Origin of the sequence: Brevibacterium pityocampae (assembly GCF_039541555.1) — a bacterium.
In the GTDB taxonomy this organism is placed as follows: Bacteria; Actinomycetota; Actinomycetes; order Actinomycetales; family Brevibacteriaceae; genus Brevibacterium; species Brevibacterium pityocampae.
The window spans coordinates 13,684-29,996 of record NZ_BAABGL010000001.1 but is presented as its reverse complement, the minus strand read 5'-3'; the positions used below and the strand labels follow the sequence as shown (position 1 = coordinate 29,996).

The window sequence follows — 16,313 nt, the reverse complement described above, 5'->3', positions numbered from 1 at the left end:
GTCGAGGCGAGGTGCCGGCGGCCTGCGCACCGCGCCGGAGCACCTGGGCCCTGCGGGCGGTGCTCAGGGGATGAGGACGACCTTGCCGGTGGTCTTCCGGCCCTCGAGCGCGCGGTGGGCCTCGGCGGCCTCGGCGAGGGGGAAGGTCGTGCCGACCCGGAAGTCGAGCCAGCCGTTCTCCAGGCCGTCGAACAGCATCGCCGAGCGCTCGGCGAGCTCCTGGGGGTCGGTGACGAACCATTGGAGCGAGGGCCGGGAGAGGAAGACGCCGCCGGCGGAGTTGAGGCGCTGGATGTCGAAGGGCTCCACCGCGCCGGAGGCCGCCCCGAACAGCACCATCGAGCCGCGCACTGTCAGCGAGGCGAGCGAGGCGTCGAAGGTGTCCTTCCCGACCCCGTCGTAGGCGACGTCGACGCCGGCGCCGTCGGTGAGCTCGCGCACCTTCGCGGCGATGTCGACGCCCTCGCCGTAGAGGAACACCTCGTCGGCCCCGGCACCCCGGGCGAGCTCCGCCTTCTCCTCGGTGCCCACTGTGCCGATGACCCGGCCGCCGAGGTGCTTGATGATCTGGGTGAGCAGCAGGCCCACTCCGCCGGCGGCGGCGTGGACGAGCGCGGTCTGGCCCGGTTCGATCCGATGCGAGCCGGTCGCCAGGTACTGCGCGGTGAGCCCCTGCAGCGGGATCGCGGCTGCGGCCTCGGCGGACACGCCGTGCGGCACCCGCATGACCATGTCCGCGCGCACGGCGACCTTCTCCGCGTAGGAGCCGGGCGCATCGTGCCAGGCCACCCGGTCGCCAGGCGTGAACCCGGTGACGCCCTCGCTGACGGCCTCGACCACTCCGGCGCCCTCGACGCCCACGATGTGCGGGAAGTCCATCGGGTACATGCCCGAGCGGCGGTAGGTGTCGATGAAGTTGATGCCGGCGGCCTCGACGGCGACGAGCAGCTCGCCGGGACCTGCGCTCGGGTCCGGCACCTCGACGTACTCGAGGACCTCGGGTCCGCCCTTGCGGGTGGCGTGGACAGCGTGCATGGGAGTGCCTCCTCTACTGCGGCCGTCGGCCGCGGACACCGGCATGAATAATTACCGTGTGTGATGTATCGTTATACATATGTCAGGTTTCACTGTCGCCGTCTCAGGGGCCACCGGGTACGCCGGGGGCGAGGTCCTGCGCCTCCTGAGCGGGCATCCAGACCTTCACGTTACAACCGTGTGCGGCCATTCGACAGCAGGGAGCAGGCTCGGGGAGCACCAGCCGCACCTCGTCGCCTACGCGGACATGACCGTGCAGGAGTCGACCGCCGCGGTCCTCGCCGGACACGACGTCGTCGTCCTCGCGCTGCCGCACGGCGCCTCCGGCCGGATCGCCGCCGAGCTCGCCGAGTCCTCCCCGGACACCCTCATCGTCGACCTCGCCGCCGACCACCGCCTGCATTCCGTGCGCGCCTGGGAGGATTTCTACGGCTCGGAGCACCCCGGCACCTGGACCTACGGCCTGCCCGAGCTCCTGCTCGCCGACGGCACCCGGCAGCGCGAAAGGCTCCGCACCACGCGGCGCATCGCGGTCCCCGGCTGCAACGTCACCGCCGTCACGCTCGGCCTGCAGCCGCTGCTCGCCGCCGGACTCGTCGACCCGACCCGGCTCACCGCGGTGCTCGCCAACGGCGTGTCCGGGGCCGGCAAGGCGCTCAAGCCCCACCTGCTCGCCGCCGAGGTGCTCGGCGACGCGAGCCCCTACGGCACCGCCGGCACCCACCGGCACGTCCCGGAGATCGAGCAGAACCTCGCCGGCGTGCTCGGCCGCCCCGTCGACGACCCGGGCGTGCGGATCTCCTTCACCCCGACTCTCGTGCCGATGTCCCGCGGCATCCTCGCCACGCTCTCCGCCCCGCTCACCGCGGAGGCGAGCGATGAGGACGTCCGGGCCGTGTTCGAGCGCACCTACTCCGCGGAGCGCTTCGTCCGGCTGCTGCCGGCCGGGCAGTGGCCCCACACCGCGGCGACGACGGGGGCGAACACCGCGCACCTCCAGTGCGCCGTCGACGCCCGCGCCGGCACGGTGCTCGTCTCCGTCGCCCTCGACAACCTCGTGCGCGGCACCGCTGGCCAGGCACTCCAGTCCGCCCACCTCGCCCTCGGACTCGCGGAGTCCACCGCCCTGCCCACCGAAGGAGTCGCCCCATGAGCGTGACCTACCCCCGCGGCTTCGCCGCGGCCGCGACGACCGCGGGCCTCAAGCCCAGCGGCACCCCGGACCTCGCCCTCGTCCACAACACCGGGGAATCCGATGCCGTCGCCGCCGTCTACACCTCCAACCGGTGCAGGGCCAACCCGGTGCTGTGGTCCCAGCAGGCCTCGGCCGACGGCCGCGCCCGCGCCGTCGTCCTCAACTCCGGGGGAGCGAACTGCTACACCGGCTCCTTCGGCTTCGAGACCACCCACGCCACCGCAGAGCGCACCGCGGAGCTCCTCGACATCGACGCCCTCGACGTGCTCGTGTGCTCGACCGGGCTCATCGGCGTCGGCGGGCAGGACTTCCGCGACCGGATCCTCGCCGGCCTCCCCGCGCTCGCCGAGACCGCGCAGGCCGCACCGGCCGGCGGTGAGGCCGCCGCGCGGGCGATCATGACGACCGACACCGTGCCCAAGACGGTCGAGCGCGAGGGCACCGCCTACCGGATCGGCGGGATGGCGAAGGGTGCCGGCATGCTCGCCCCGGGGCTCGCCACGATGCTCGTCGTCCTCACCACCGATGCGGTCCTCGACGCCTCCGAGCTCGACGCCGCCCTGCGCACCGCGACCGCGCGGAGCTTCGACCGGCTCGACACCGACGGCTGCATGTCGACGAACGACACGGTGATCCTCATGAGCTCCGGGGCCTCGGGCCACCGGGCCGACACCGGCGAATTCACCGCGCTGCTCACCGAGGCCTGCGAGGACCTCACCCACCAGCTCCACATCGACGCCGAGGGTGCCGGCCACGACATCGTCATCACCACCCGCGGCGCCTTCTCCGAGGAGCAGGCCCTCGAGGTGTCCCGCGCGGTCGGCCGGTCCAACCTGTTCAAGGCCGCCGTGTTCGGCGAGGACCCCAACTGGGGCCGCGTCGTCGCGCAGGTGGGCATCACCTCGGCACAGTTCGAGCCCGACGCGATCGACGTGACCTTCAACGGCGTGCCGGTGTGCGTCGCCTCGAGCCCGGGGGCGGATCCCTCCGAGGTGCTCTTCGACCGCCGCGTCGTCGTCGAGATCGACCTCCACGCCGGAACCGCCGAGGGCACGATCCTCACCTCGGACCTCACCCATGACTACGTCGAAGAGAACAGCGCGTACTCGACATGACCGCACGCCAGCACCCCACCCCAGCAGAGCGCCTTGTGCGCGCCCAGGCCAAGGCCGAGACCCTGACCGAGGCGCTGCCGTGGATCAAGACCTTCGCCGGCGCCACGATCGTCATCAAGTACGGCGGCAACGCGATGGTCTCCCACGAGCTCCAGCAGGCCTTCGCCGACGACATCGCGTTCCTCCGCTTCGCCGGGCTGCGCCCGATCGTCGTCCACGGCGGCGGCCCGCAGATCTCCCGCATGCTCGAACGTCTCCAGATCCCCAGCGAGTTCCGCGGCGGCCAGCGCGTGACCTCCCCGGAGGCCGCCGAGGTCATCCGGATGGTGCTCGCCGGGCAGGTCAACCGGGAGATCGTGGCGCGCATCAACATGAACGGCGACGCCGCGATCGGGCTCTCCGGCGAGGACGCCGACCTCCTCCTCGCCGTGCCGACGACCACCGTGGTCGACGGCGAGACCGTCGACCTCGGCCGGGTCGGCGAGATCCGGCGGGTCAACACGCAGGTGCTCGAGGAGCTGCTCGACGCCGGCCGCGTGCCGGTGATCTGCTCGATCGCCGCCGAGCTCGGCGGCGCGGCCGACACCCCGCTCAACATCAACGCCGACCTCGCCGCCGCCGCGATCGCCCGGGAGATGCAGGCCGACAAGCTCATCATGCTCACCGACGTCCCCGGCCTCTACCGCGACTGGCCGGACAAGGACAGCCTGATCTCGCAGATCACGCCCGAAGAGCTGCGCGCGCTGCTGCCGCGCCTCGACTCCGGGATGATCCCCAAGATGACCGCCGCGCTCGACGCCGTCGACAGCGGGGTGCGCCAGGCGCACATCGTCGACGGCCGGATGGCGCACTCGATCCTGCTCGAGATCTTCACCACGCAGGGCATCGGCACCATGGTCCACGAGGCCGCCGACACCCCGCAGGCGACCATGCACGACGGCCACGACAGCACCGACGACCGCGGCGCCACCGGCGGCCACGGCAGCGCTGACGGCCCCGTCGGCACCGAGGAGACCCCATGACGCAGTCCGCCGACTGGCGCACCCACCACTCCGGCTCGATCCTGCCCGCACTCGGCCGCCCGCAGCGCCTGCTCGTGCGCGGACAGGGTGCCCGGGTGTGGGACGAGACCGGCAAGGAGTACCTCGACCTGCTCGCCGGGATCGCGGTCAACGCCCTCGGCCACGCCCACCCTGCGCTCGTCGAGGCGGTGTCGGATCAGGTCGCCACGCTCGGCCAGGTGTCGAACTACTTCGCCTCGCAGCCGCAGATCGCGCTCGCCGAGAAGCTCCTCGAGGTCGCCGCAGCGCCGCAGGGCTCCGCCGTGTACTTCTGCAACTCCGGGGCCGAGGCGAACGAGGCCGCACTCAAGATGTCCCGCCGGGTCGCCGGCGGCGGCCGGTCGAAGGTCGTCGCCGTCGCCGGCGGCTTCCACGGCCGCACCATGGGTGCCCTGGCGATGACGAGCAAGGAGGCGTTCCGCGCCCCGTTCGCCCCCGGCGTGCCCGGGGTCGTCCACGTGCCCCACGGCGACATCGAGGCGCTGCGCCGCGAGGTCGACGACACCTGCGCGGCCGTGATCATCGAGCCGATCCAGGGCGAGGCCGGCGTGCGCCGCCACCCGGCCGGCTATCTGCGTGCCGCCCGCGAGGCGACCCGCTCCGCCGGCGCCCTGCTCATCCTCGACGAGGTGCAGACCGGGATCGGTCGCTGCGGGTCCTGGTTCGCATTCCAGGACCCGGACCTCGGCGAGGGGATCGTGCCGGACATCGTCACCTGTGCCAAGGGCCTCGGCGGCGGGCTGCCGCTCGGAGCCACCTTGACCTTCGGGGACGCGGTCACCGGGCTGCTTGTCCCCGGCCAGCACGGCTCCACCTACAGCGGCAACCCGGTGACCACCGCCGCGGGGCTCGCGGTGCTCACCACGATCGAGCGCGCGGGCCTGCTGCCGGCGGTGCGCGGTCTCGGACAGGAGTTCGCCGGCCGGCTGCGGCTCATCGACGGTGTGGCCGCGGTGTCCGGGGCCGGGCTGCTCATCGCACTCGAGCTCACCGCCGGCAACGCCAAGGCCGTCGCCGAGGCCGCGCTCGACGCCGGTTTCATCGTCAACCCGGTGACCGACACCCGGCTGCGCATCGCGCCGCCGCTCACCATCACGGAAGGGGAGCTCGGGGAATTCCTCGACGCCCTGCCCGCCATCCTCGACACCGCAGGAGGGACCGCCGCATGACCCGCCATTTCCTCAAGGACACCGACCTCGCCCCCGCAGAGCTCACCGAGGTCCTCGACCTCGCCGCGGAGCTCAAGGCCGCACCGTACTCCGCCCGGCCGCTCGCTGGACCGCAGACGGTCGCGGTGATCTTCGACAAGACCTCCACTCGCACCCGGGTGTCCTTCGCCACCGGCATCGCCGCGCTCGGCGGCAGCCCGCTCATCATCAACCCGGGGGAGTCCCAGCTCGGGCACAAGGAGTCGGTCGCCGACACCGCGCGCGTCCTCGAGCGCATGGTCGCGGCGATCGTGTGGCGGACCTTCGCCCAGTCCGGGCTCGAGGAGATGGCCGCCCACTCCTCGGCCCCGGTGATCAACGCACTGTCCGACGACTACCACCCGTGCCAGCTCCTCGCCGACCTCCTCACGATCCGCGAGCACCGGCACACCGGGACGGGCAACGGACTGTCCGGGCTCACGCTCGCGTACTTCGGGGACGGGGCGAACAACATGGCCCACTCCTACGCGCTCGCCGGCGTCAACGCCGGGATGCACGTGCGGATCGCCGCTCCGGCCGGCTCCCACCCGGACCCGGGAGTGCTCGCCGAGGCGCAGGAGCTCGCCGCGGTCACCGGCGGCTCTGTGCTCGTCACCGAGGACCCGCGGGAGGCCGCGACCGGTGCCGACGTCCTCGTCACCGACACCTGGGTGTCGATGGGCCAGGACGACGAGGGCCGCTCCGGGGAGGAGTCGCCGTTCGCCGCCTACCGCCTCGACGCGGCGCTCCACGCGCTGTCGAACGAGGCGCTCGTCATGCACTGCCTGCCGGCCTACCGCGGGCAGGAGATCACTGCCGAGCTCATCGACGGACCCCACTCGGTGGTGTTCGACGAGGCGGAGAACCGGCTGCACGCGCAGAAGGCGCTGTTGACCTGGCTGCTGGAGCACTGAGATGGCCGCCGCCGCACAGTTCGACGAGGGCCACGCCGTGTCCCCGGCGACGAAGACCGCCCGCCAGCAGCTCATCGTCGACATCATCCGCCGCGAGTCGATCACCTCGCAGACCCAGCTCATGCAGCTGCTCGCCGCGCGCGGGGTGAGCGTCACGCAGGCGACGCTGTCGCGGGACATGGCCGAGCTCGGCGCGGTCAAGGTCCGTACGAGCACCGGATCGGCCTACGCGGTGCCCGGCGAGGGCGGCGACCGCAGCCTGCAGCGCGCAGGCGAGGGCGAGGTGCTCGATGCGAAGCTCCAGCGCCTCCTCGAGGAGCTGCTCGTCACCGTCACCAGCTCGGAGAACCTCGTCGTGCTGCGCACCCCTCCCGGCGCGGCGCAGTACCTCGCCTCCGCGCTCGACCGCTCCGTGATCCCCGGCGTCCTCGGTACCATCGCAGGAGACGACACGGTGCTCGTCATCGCCGGCGACGGCCGCCGGGGGGAGCAGCTCGCCGAGCTCCTCCTCACGCTCGCCGCCGACGGCCCCTGATCCGGCCGCCGGACCGGCTCCGGCGGTCCGGCCCACGGCACGGGCGCCGACACCCAGACATCAGACCCACCACGAACGAACAAGGAGAACCCCATGACAGAACGCATCGTGCTCGCCTACTCCGGCGGACTCGACACCTCGGTCGCGATCGGCTGGATCCAGGAGGCCACCGGCGCCGAGGTCGTGGCGATGGCCGTCGACGTCGGTCAGGGCGGCGAGGACCTCGAGACGATCCGCCAGCGCGCAATCGACTGCGGGGCCGTCGAGGCCTATGTCGCCGACGCCCGCGACGAGTTCGCCGAGGAGTACTGCATGCCCGGCCTCAAGGCCAACACGCTGTACATGGACGCCTACCCCAACGTCTCCGCGCTGTCCCGCCCGGTGATCGTCAAGCACCTCGTCACCGCCGCCCGGAAGTTCGGCGCCACCACCGTGGCCCACGGCTGCACCGGCAAGGGCAACGACCAGGTGCGCTTCGAGGTCGGCATCACCTCGCTCGCCCCGGACATGACCTGCATCGCCCCCGTCCGCGACCTCGCGCTCACCCGTGAGAAGGCCATCGAGTACGCCGAGCGGAACAACCTGCCGATCGTCACGACGAAGAACAACCCGTTCTCCATCGACCAGAACGTGTGGGGTCGCGCGGTGGAGACCGGCTTCCTCGAGGACATCTGGAACGGCCCGACGAAGGACGTCTACGACTACACCGACGACCCGGCCTTCCCGCCGCCGGTCGACGAGGTCACCATCACCTTCGAGAAGGGCATCCCGGTGAAGATCGACGGCCAGGTCGTCACCCCGCTCGAGGCGATCGAGCAGCTCAACCAGCGCGCCGGCGCCCAGGGGATCGGCCGGATCGACATCGTCGAGGACCGGCTCGTGGGCATCAAGAGCCGCGAGGTCTACGAGGCGCCGGGCGCGATGACGCTCATCGCCGCGCACCGCGAGCTCGAGAACATCACCCTCGAGCGCGAGCAGGCCCGGTTCAAGAAGCTCGTCGACCAGCGCTGGACCGAGGTCGTCTACGACGGCCAGTGGTTCTCGCCGCTCAAGGGCTCCCTCGACGCGTTCATCGACCAGACGCAGGAGTATGTGTCCGGCGACATCCGGATGGAGCTCCACGGCGGGCGCGCCACCGTGACCGGTCGCCGCTCGGAGACCTCGCTCTACGACTTCAACCTCGCGACCTACGACGAGGGCGACAGCTTCGACCAGTCCTCGGCCCGCGGCTTCATCGACATCTACGGGCTGTCCTCGAAGCAGGCCGCTGCACGCGACCACCGCTTCGACAAGGGCGTCCGCCTCTGACCCGAAGTGCAATTTCCGAAGGTTCCTGAGAGCGGAACCGCCGGAAATCGCACTCTCGCCCGTAGGGCGCGGCACCGCACCACCGGCCGCGCCCTGCGGGGCACCGGACCACCGGCCGCGCCCTGCGGGGCACCGCCCGTGCCCTGGAACCTGCCCGCACTCCGACCATCTGCCCGCACTCCGACAGCAAGGGAACCTCGTGTCCGAACGCATCAGCCTGTGGGGCGGCCGTTTCGCCGACGGCCCCGCCGAGGCGCTCGCCGCCCTGAGCAAGTCCACCGACTTCGACTGGCGACTCGCCGCCTACGACATCGCCGGATCGCGCGCCCACGCCCGCGTGCTCCACCGGGTCGGCCTGCTCGACGACGCCGAGCTCGACGGCATGATCGCCGCCCTCGACACCCTCGAGGAGAAGGTCCTCGCCCACGAGTTCACCGCCGCCGAATCGGACGAGGACGTCCACTCCGCGCTCGAGCGGGGCCTCCTCGAGATCGCCGGGCCCGAGCTCGGCGGCAAGCTCCGCGCCGGGCGCTCCCGCAACGACCAGATCGCCACCCTCGGGCGGATGTACCTGCGCGACAACGCCCGGCTCATCGCCGGCGCGGTCCTCGACACCGTCGACGCCCTCATCGCGCAGGCCGAGGCCCACCGCGAGGTGCCCATGCCCGGGCGCACCCACCTCCAGCACGCCCAGCCGGTGCTGCTCGCCCACCACCTGCTCGCCCATGCCTGGCCGCTCCTGCGCGACGTCGAGCGGTTCGTCGACTTCGACCGCCGCGCCGCGGTCTCCCCGTACGGCTCCGGCGCGCTCGCCGGGTCCTCGCTCGGCCTCGACCCGCAGGCCGTCGCCGCGGAGCTCGGCTTCGCCGACTCGGTGGAGAACTCGATCGACGGCACCGCCTCGCGCGACGTGTTCGCCGAGTTCGCCTTCGTCTCCGCGATGATCGGCATCGACCTGTCGCGCCTGAGCGAGGAGATCATCCTGTGGGCGACGAAGGAGTTCTCCTTCGTCGCCCTCGACGACGCGTTCTCCACCGGCTCGTCGATCATGCCGCAGAAGAAGAACCCCGACGTCGCCGAGCTCACCCGCGGCAAGTCCGGCCGCCTCATCGGCGACCTCACCGGGCTGCTCGCGACCCTCAAGGCGATGCCGCTCGCCTACAACCGGGATCTGCAGGAGGACAAGGAGCCGGTGTTCGATGCCGCCGACACCCTCAACCTCCTCCTGCCGGCTTTCACCGGGATGGTCGCCACGCTGACCTTCAACACGGAGAAGATGGAGCACCTGGCGCCGCGCGGCTTCGCGCTCGCCACCGACATCGCCGAGTGGCTCGTCCGCCAGGGGGTGCCGTTCCGGGTCGCCCACGAGCTCTCCGGTGCCGCGGTCAAGCTCGCCGAGTCCCGCGACGTCGAGCTCTGGGACCTCAGCGACGAGGACTACGCCGGCATCTCCGAGCACCTCACGCCGGCCATGCGCGAGGTTCTCACCACCCACGGCTCGATCGACTCCCGCAGCTCCAAGGGCGGCACCGCCCGCAGCGCGGTCGCCGAACAGCTCGAGCGCGCGCAGGCGGAATCGGCACGGCTGCGCGCTTTCGCCGACTCCACGACCCGCTGACCCGGGCCCTGCAGGAACGGCGCGTCGACCCCGTGGTCGGCGCGCCGTTCTCATGCCGTGCCGAGGCCATGCCGTGCCCGAGGCCATGCGGTGCCGCCATGCGGTGCCCGAGGCGCCCGCCCCTAGCGACCCGCGACGAACCGGTGCGCCACTGGGGTCGCCGGGTCCCGTGCGATGTCCTCCCAGGTGCCCGTCTGCACCACCCGGCCCGCGTCGAGGACGACGGCCCGGTCGGTCAGCGCGTGCGCCTCGACCGGGTCATGGGTGATGAGGAGCGCGGTGCGCCCGATGAGCAGCTGTGCGCACAGCCCGCTGATCTCCGCCGCGGATCCGCCGTCCAGCTGGGCGAACGGCTCGTCGAGGAGGAGCAGCGCGGGATCGGTGACGAGGGCGCGGGCGATCGCGACCCGCTGCGCCTGCCCGCCGGACAGCCGGCCCGGCCGCCGCTCGGCGAGCTCTCCGGCTCCCACCCGCGCGAGCATGTCCCGGGCCGCAGCCCGGGACGCAGCCGCCGGGGTGCCCGCCGCCTGCAGGCCGAAGGCCGCGTTGTCGGCCACGGACATCGTCGGGAAGAGCAGCGGGTGCTGCATGAGCTGGACGACCCCGCGCGCGTGCGGCGCACGCCAGCGCCGGGCGGCGGAATCGCTGAGCGTCGTGCCGCCGAGCACCACGCGCGAGCGCGCCGGGCGGAGCAGCCCGGACAGCACGGCGAAGGTGCTCGACTTGCCGGCGCCGTTGCCGCCGATGAGCGCCGTGGTCGACCCGGCCGGCACCGAGAACGCGATGTCGAGCCCGCGCTCGGGCACCGAGAACGCGAGCTCGAGCGCGGGAGCCGCCGCCCGGCACTCCGCCCGCGTCATGCCTGCCGCCCCGGCCGGTACAGCAGCCCGACGACGACGGCGGCGACGAGCACGAGGACGAGGGAGAGCGCGACCGCACCGTCCGGATCCGTCTCCCGCAGCAGGTACACCTCGAGCGGCACGGTGCGCGTGCTGCCCTGGAGGGAGCCGGCGAAGGTGATCGTCGCCCCGAACTCGCCGAGCGCCCGGGCCCAGCACAGGACCGTGCCGGACACGAGCGCCGGGGTCAGCAGCGGCAGCGTCACCCGGCGCAGCGTGTACCCCGGCGAGGCACCGAGCCCGGCGGCGACCTCCTCGTACCGGGAGTCGTGCGAGCGCAGCGCGCCCTCGAGCGTGAGCACCATGAACGGCAGCGACACGAAGGTCTGTGCGAGCACGACCGCGACCCAGGTGTAGGCGATCCGCATGCCTCCGGCCTCGAGCGCGGCGCCGAGCAGCCCCATCCGCCCGAACGTCGAGAGCAGCGCGATGCCGCCGACCACCGGCGGGAGGACGATCGGCAGGAGGACGACGGTGCGCACGATCCGCCGCCCGGGGAACGCGGCACGGGCGAGGACGAGTGCGAGCGGCACCCCGAGGAGCACGCACAGCACGGTCGCAGCGAGCGAGGTCAGCAGCGACAGCCGCAGCGCCTCGCGGGAGGCGGGGGAGCCGAGGAGCGCGGCGAGGCCGCCGAGGTCGACGCGGGAGAGGAGACCGATGAGCGGCAGCCCGACGAGCCCGGCGCCGAGCACCGCCGGGACGGCGAGCCAGGCCGGCAGCCGGATCCCGCTGCGCGTCACCGGGGTCATGGGGCGCCGAACCCCGCTGCGGTGAGCACCGCGCTGCCGGCCGGGGAGGTCACGTGCTCGACGAAGGCGCGGGCCGCCTCGGACCCGGCCGACCCAGCGGTGACGGCGATCGGGTACCGGTTGACGGCCTCGGTGCTCTCCGGGAACGCGACGGCCTCGACCTCGCCGGCGGCGCTCAGCGCATCGGTGACGTAGACGAGCCCGGCATCGGCCTGGCCCGTCCGCACGGCGGTGAGCACACCGGTCACCGCGGTCTCCTCGCTCACCGGGGACACGGAGGCGCCGGCGGCATCGAGCACGGTCCGCGTCGCTGCGCCGCACGGCACCTGGGGTGCGCAGACGACGAGGGCGAGCTCCTCGCGGGCGAGGTCGGACAGGCCGGAGATGCCGTGCGGGTTGCCCGGGGCGGTGACGATCGTCAGCGTGTTCCTCGCGAAGATCTCCGGATCCGCAGCGAGCAGCTCCTCGGCGACCAGCTGGTCCATCGTCGGCTCGTCGGCGGTCGCGACGACATCGGCGGGTGCGCCCTGGCCCAGCTGCGCGACGATGTCGGCCGAACCGGCGAAGCTCAGCTCGACCGCGGACCGCGGGCGATCGGCCTCGAAGTCCTCGGCGATCCGGGTGAAGGGTTCGGTGAGCGAGGCGGCGGCGACCACGGTGAGCGGGCCGGCGGACCCTGCGGATCCGGACGGTGCGCCGGTGGCGCACCCGGCGAGCAGGAGGAGAGCGAGGAGTGCGCCCGCTGCATGTCGCGCCATGTCCTCAGCTCCCCGGGTCCGTGCCGCGGTTCCGGCGCCGCGGCCATGACCGCATCATACGGGGAAGATCATCATCTGCGGATCGAATCGAGCAAGAAGTCCGCATCTGCGGATCCGTTCAGGCGCGAGTCTCTGCTCAGCGGGGCACCTCGACGACGACCTGCGTGGCCTTGACGCTGGCGGTGGCGACGTCCCCGGGCTCGAGGCCGAGCTCCTCGACGGATTCGCGCGACATGAGCGAGACCACGCGGTGCGGGCCGGCCTGGATGTCGACCTGGGCCATGACGCCGTCGACGACGACCCGGGTGACGAGGCCGACGAATCGGTTCCGGGCCGAGGAGCCGTAGGACTCGGGCTGCGGCGGGAGCACCGCCTCGGCGCGGGCGAGCTCGGCGAGCTCGGTGCCGGACACGACGGCCCGTCCGGTCTCGTCGGTCCGTGCGGTGAGCCGGCCGGCCGTGATCCAGCGGCGCACCGTGTCATCGCTCACGCCGAGGAACGTCGCCGCCTGGGAGACGCGCAGCAGTGCCACCGCATCCACCTGCTCTCTGTTCGGGTCGCTGTGCCCGTGCCGCTGTGCCCGGGGCTCTGCTCCCGGAGCCGCCGACCGGACGGCCGGGGCACCTCCCAGGGTAGCCGCGAGCTGCTGCCTGCGGATCGGATCTCCCGCTGCTCCCGCTCCTGCTCCCGCAGTCGAACCCGGCACTGCACCCGCTCGTGCACCCGAACCTGCTCACACACCCGAACCCGGACCCGCACCCGAGCGGCGGGATACAGTGGATCGACCCGCCGCCGCACCGCCGGCGGCCGTCCCCGAGGAGCGAGGAGGCACGATGCGCCCCGACCCCACCCGGCCCCACAGCACCGAGCCGGACTGCCCCGGCCAGGGCCCCGATGCCGCCGCCGGTCAGGTCCCGGGCGGCCACACCGACGCCCGCACCGCCGGCCGGCTCACCCATGTCCGCGCCGACGGCTCGGCGCACATGGTCGACGTCGGGGACAAGGCGGTGACCAAGCGGGAGGCCACCGCGGAGGCGATCCTCCTCACCCGGCCCGAGGTCGTCGCCCAGATCGTCGAGGGCGGGCTGCCCAAGGGAGACGCGCTCGCCGTCGCCCGGGTCGCCGGCATCATGGCTGCGAAGCGCACTCCCGAGCTCGTCCCGCTGTGCCATCCGCTGCCGATCAGCGGTGTCACCGTCGACTTCGAGCCGCTGCCGGGGTCCGCCGCGGACGCCGCCGGGAAGCACGCCGCCTGCGAACCCGGCGCAGAGGCGCACACCGCGGGCGTCCGGATCACCGCGAGCGTCCGCACCACCGGGGTCACCGGGGTGGAGATGGAGGCGCTCACCGCGGCCTCGGTCGCCGCTCTCACCGTCTACGACATGATCAAGGCGCTCGACCGCGCCGCGGAGATCACCAGGGTCCGCGTGCTCGCGAAATCCGGCGGCGCCTCGGGGGAGTGGGTGCGCCGATGAGCGCGCGGGTGACCGTGCGCACCCGGGTGCACCGCTTCGACGCCACCGGCGAGGTGTCCGCCCGGGCGGACAGGCTCGCCGGCGAGGAGCCCCTCGAGATCCGCCTCGACGGCGAGGAGTTCACCGTCGCCATGCGCACCCCCGGGCACGACGTCGAGCTCGTCCACGGGCTCCTGCTCGCCGAGGCGATCATCACCCGGCGCGCCGACGTCCGCGAGATCGACTTCGCCTCCGGGCTCGGCCCCGACGGCAGCCGGAACTACAACGTCGCCCGGGTCCGGCTCGACCCCGGGGTGCACGAACGGCGCCCGCCCACCCGCCGCCAGGTCTACACCTCCTCGGCGTGCGGGATCTGCGGCACCGCCTCGATCGAAGCGGTGGAGAAGCAGTCCGCCCACCCCGTCGAACCGCCTGCGCCCGGCCGTCCGCTCATCGACCCGGCCGCGCTCCTGCGCCTGCCCGAGCGGCTCGGGGCCGAGCAGTCGGTGTTCGACGCCACCGGCGGCGTCCACGCCGCCGCCCTGTTCCGGGTGCCGGGGGACGGCCGTCCAGCGGAGGACCCCGCTGCTGGGAGGACCACCGCGGCGGGCACCTGCCCGGCGGGCCCGGCCGAGCCCGAGCTCCTCGTCGTGCGCGAGGACGTCGGCCGCCACAACGCGGTGGACAAGGTCATCGGCTGGGCGCTCGCCGCCGACCTGCTGCCGCTGCACCGGACCATCCTCCAGGTGTCCGGCCGCGCCTCCTTCGAGCTCGTGCAGAAGGCCGCGATGGCAGGGATCCCCGTGCTGTCCGCAGTGAGCGCGCCCTCGGCGCTCGCCGTCGACCTCGCCCGCGACACCGGTCTCACGGTCGTCGGCTTCAACCGGGGCCGGACGTTCAACGCCTACAGCTGCACCGAGCGGATCGGCCCGGCGGCGCCACCTCGGTGATCATCTGGCCCACCGGGTGAGCAGCCGGCTCACCCGGTGAACAGCTGCACCGCGCGGGTGAGCGTCTGGAACAGACCGTAGGCCAGGCCGAGGACGACGACGTCGGCGAGCGCGAGCGCCACCACCCGGTGGACCGGACCGGAGCCGTGACCCGACCCCGCCCGCGCGCTCGACCGGGCGGCACCGGAGCCGGTGAGCCGCTCGACCTCCTCGGGACTCGCATGGTGCTTCTCCGCCACCGGGCGGACGAACAGGTTGGCGAGGAAGCCGAGGCCGAGCACGCCGACCATGATGAACAGCGACACGGTGTAGAGCCCCGGGCCCTCCTGCCCGGCTGCGGCCTGCGATTCGATGACGGTGTTGACGATGAGCGGGCCGGCGATCCCGGCGGCCGCCCACGCGGTGAGGAGCCGACCGTGGATCGCCCCGACCTGCATGACCCCGAACAGGTCGCGCAGATACGCCGGGATCGTCGCGAAGCCGCCGCCGTAGAACGACAGGATGACGAGCGTGGCGAGGACGAACACGACGATCGACCCGCCGGCGAGCGCGATGAGCAGGTAGAGGAGCAGGCCCAGGCCGAGGTAGAGCGTGTAGATGTTCTTCCGGCCCACGTAGTCCGACACGCTCGACCACACGAACCGTCCGGCCATGTTCGTCAGCGACAGCATGCCGACGAAGCCGGCGGCCGCAGCCGCGGTGATCTCGGGGAAGTAGTCCTGGATCATCGGCGCGGCGTTCTCGAGGATGCCGATCCCGGCGGTGACGTTGGTGAACAGGACGATCCACAGGAGCCAGAACTGCGGTGTGCGCATCGCCCGACCGACCGCGACGTGCTGGTCGGTCTGCATCGGCCTCGCAGTCGACTCGGCCGGATCCCAGCCGCGCGGGCGCCAGTCCGGGTGCGGGACGCGCACGACGAACGCGCCGGCGGTGATGAGCACGGCGTAGATCACCGCGAGGGTGACGAAGGTCGGGACCAGGCCGGCGACGAGGTCCTCCGGCTCGGAGCCGCCCCCCGTAGAAGGACATGAGGGCGTTCGACAGCGGGCTCGCGATGAGCGCACCACCGCCGAACCCCATGATCGCCAGCCCGGTGGCCAGGCCCGGCCGGTCGGGGAACCACTTCATCAGCGTCGACACCGGGGAGATGTACCCGATGCCCAGGCCGATGCCGCCGATCAGTCCGTAGCCGACGTAGACGAGCCACAGCTGCCCGGCGCTGATCCCGAGCACCGAGACGAAGAACCCGAGCACCCAGCAGGCGCCGGCGAGCAGCATCGAGGCGCGCGGCCCGGACTTCTCCACCCAGGTGCCGCCGAAGGCCGCGGACAGGCCGAGGACGGCGATCGCCAGCGAGAAGATCCAGCCGACGGCCACCTCGCCGACCTCGTAGTGCGCCATGAGCGGGAGCTTGAAGACGCTGAAGGCGTAGACCTGGCCGTTGCACAGGTGGATCGCGAGCGCCGCCGCCGGGACGAGCCAGCGGTTGAACTCCGGGGACGCGACGATCGCGTCCTTGCCGAAGCGGG

16 protein-coding genes and 1 pseudogene are annotated in these 16,313 nt (G+C 72.7%); 10 read left to right on the top strand and 7 right to left on the bottom strand.

Annotated features, from left to right (window positions below; translation table 11 throughout):
- Positions 1 to 63 precede the first annotated feature (63 nt).
- On the bottom strand, positions 64 to 1,035 hold the full coding sequence (locus ABD883_RS00125; protein ID WP_345028923.1) for a quinone oxidoreductase family protein: 972 nt from the start codon (positions 1,033 to 1,035) through the stop codon (positions 64 to 66).
- A 79-nt stretch (positions 1,036 to 1,114) separates the two neighbouring features.
- Between ABD883_RS00125 and argC the strand changes: the two genes are divergently transcribed.
- The 8 genes from argC to argH all read left to right on the top strand — a co-directional run bounded on the left by argC (position 1,115) and on the right by argH (position 9,968).
- Positions 1,115 to 2,188, top strand: a complete 1,074-nt coding sequence (argC, locus tag ABD883_RS00120) for an N-acetyl-gamma-glutamyl-phosphate reductase (RefSeq protein WP_345028920.1) — start codon at positions 1,115 to 1,117, stop codon at positions 2,186 to 2,188.
- Positions 2,185 to 3,345, top strand: a complete 1,161-nt coding sequence (gene argJ, locus ABD883_RS00115; protein WP_247423695.1) for a bifunctional glutamate N-acetyltransferase/amino-acid acetyltransferase ArgJ — start codon at positions 2,185 to 2,187, stop codon at positions 3,343 to 3,345. The genes argC and argJ overlap by 4 nt, the downstream gene beginning before the upstream one ends.
- Positions 3,342 to 4,367: an acetylglutamate kinase gene (argB, locus tag ABD883_RS00110; protein WP_345028917.1), complete on the top strand. Its 1,026-nt coding sequence runs from the start codon at positions 3,342 to 3,344 to the stop codon at positions 4,365 to 4,367. The genes argJ and argB overlap by 4 nt, the downstream gene beginning before the upstream one ends.
- A complete protein-coding gene (locus tag ABD883_RS00105; RefSeq protein ID WP_137320046.1) occupies positions 4,364 to 5,575 on the top strand; it encodes an acetylornithine transaminase in 1,212 nt (403 codons plus the stop codon). The genes argB and ABD883_RS00105 overlap by 4 nt, the downstream gene beginning before the upstream one ends.
- Entirely contained in the window at positions 5,572 to 6,507 is a 936-nt protein-coding gene (argF, locus tag ABD883_RS00100; RefSeq protein ID WP_137320045.1) for an ornithine carbamoyltransferase, read from the top strand. Before ABD883_RS00105 ends, argF begins: the two co-directional genes overlap by 4 nt.
- 1 nt (position 6,508) lies before the next feature.
- Entirely contained in the window at positions 6,509 to 7,042 is a 534-nt protein-coding gene (locus ABD883_RS00095) for an arginine repressor (RefSeq protein ID WP_137320044.1), read from the top strand.
- Positions 7,043 to 7,135: 93 nt separating this feature from the next.
- Positions 7,136 to 8,350 carry an argininosuccinate synthase gene (locus ABD883_RS00090; RefSeq protein WP_137320043.1) on the top strand — a complete coding sequence of 405 codons (1,215 nt, stop codon included), beginning with the start codon at positions 7,136 to 7,138 and terminating at the stop codon, positions 8,348 to 8,350.
- A 199-nt stretch (positions 8,351 to 8,549) separates the two neighbouring features.
- Positions 8,550 to 9,968 (top strand): argininosuccinate lyase, encoded by a 1,419-nt coding sequence (gene argH / locus ABD883_RS00085; protein WP_345028910.1) that lies wholly within the window; start codon positions 8,550 to 8,552, stop codon positions 9,966 to 9,968.
- Positions 9,969 to 10,090: 122 nt separating this feature from the next.
- Here the strand turns inward: argH and ABD883_RS00080 are convergent, their stop codons facing one another.
- From ABD883_RS00080 to ABD883_RS00065, 4 genes are all read right to left on the bottom strand, one after another.
- Positions 10,091 to 10,828: an ATP-binding cassette domain-containing protein gene (locus ABD883_RS00080; RefSeq protein ID WP_345028908.1), complete on the bottom strand. Its 738-nt coding sequence runs from the start codon at positions 10,826 to 10,828 to the stop codon at positions 10,091 to 10,093.
- Complete coding sequence (locus tag ABD883_RS00075) at positions 10,825 to 11,619, bottom strand: ABC transporter permease (RefSeq protein WP_345028906.1); 795 nt, start codon at positions 11,617 to 11,619, stop codon at positions 10,825 to 10,827. Before ABD883_RS00075 ends, ABD883_RS00080 begins: the two co-directional genes overlap by 4 nt.
- The gene (gene modA, locus ABD883_RS00070) at positions 11,616 to 12,377 is read right to left on the bottom strand and encodes a molybdate ABC transporter substrate-binding protein (protein WP_345028904.1); all 762 of its coding nucleotides are present in this window, start codon (positions 12,375 to 12,377) and stop codon (positions 11,616 to 11,618) included. Before modA ends, ABD883_RS00075 begins: the two co-directional genes overlap by 4 nt.
- Before the next feature lie 136 nt (positions 12,378 to 12,513).
- Positions 12,514 to 12,909, bottom strand: a complete 396-nt coding sequence (locus ABD883_RS00065; protein ID WP_137320038.1) for a TOBE domain-containing protein — start codon at positions 12,907 to 12,909, stop codon at positions 12,514 to 12,516.
- Between the two features lie 451 nt (positions 12,910 to 13,360).
- On the opposite strand from ABD883_RS00065, the gene moaC reads away from it, so the two are divergent.
- Both moaC and ABD883_RS00055 read left to right on the top strand, forming a co-directional pair.
- On the top strand, positions 13,361 to 13,852 hold the full coding sequence (gene moaC, locus ABD883_RS00060; RefSeq protein WP_345028978.1) for a cyclic pyranopterin monophosphate synthase MoaC: 492 nt from the start codon (positions 13,361 to 13,363) through the stop codon (positions 13,850 to 13,852).
- Entirely contained in the window at positions 13,849 to 14,781 is a 933-nt protein-coding gene (locus ABD883_RS00055) for a formate dehydrogenase accessory sulfurtransferase FdhD (RefSeq protein WP_137320036.1), read from the top strand. Before moaC ends, ABD883_RS00055 begins: the two co-directional genes overlap by 4 nt.
- 29 nt (positions 14,782 to 14,810) lie before the next feature.
- On the opposite strand, the gene ABD883_RS00050 is transcribed toward ABD883_RS00055, so the two are convergent.
- Both ABD883_RS00050 and ABD883_RS13745 read right to left on the bottom strand, forming a co-directional pair.
- Positions 14,811 to 15,848, bottom strand: coding sequence for an MFS transporter (locus ABD883_RS00050; RefSeq protein ID WP_425548401.1), 1,038 nt, complete (start codon positions 15,846 to 15,848; stop codon positions 14,811 to 14,813).
- A gap of 4 nt (positions 15,849 to 15,852) precedes the next feature.
- Positions 15,853 to 16,185 (bottom strand): annotated as a pseudogene (locus ABD883_RS13745) (MFS transporter); the annotation flags it as partial.
- Positions 16,186 to 16,313: the final 128 nt, after the last annotated feature.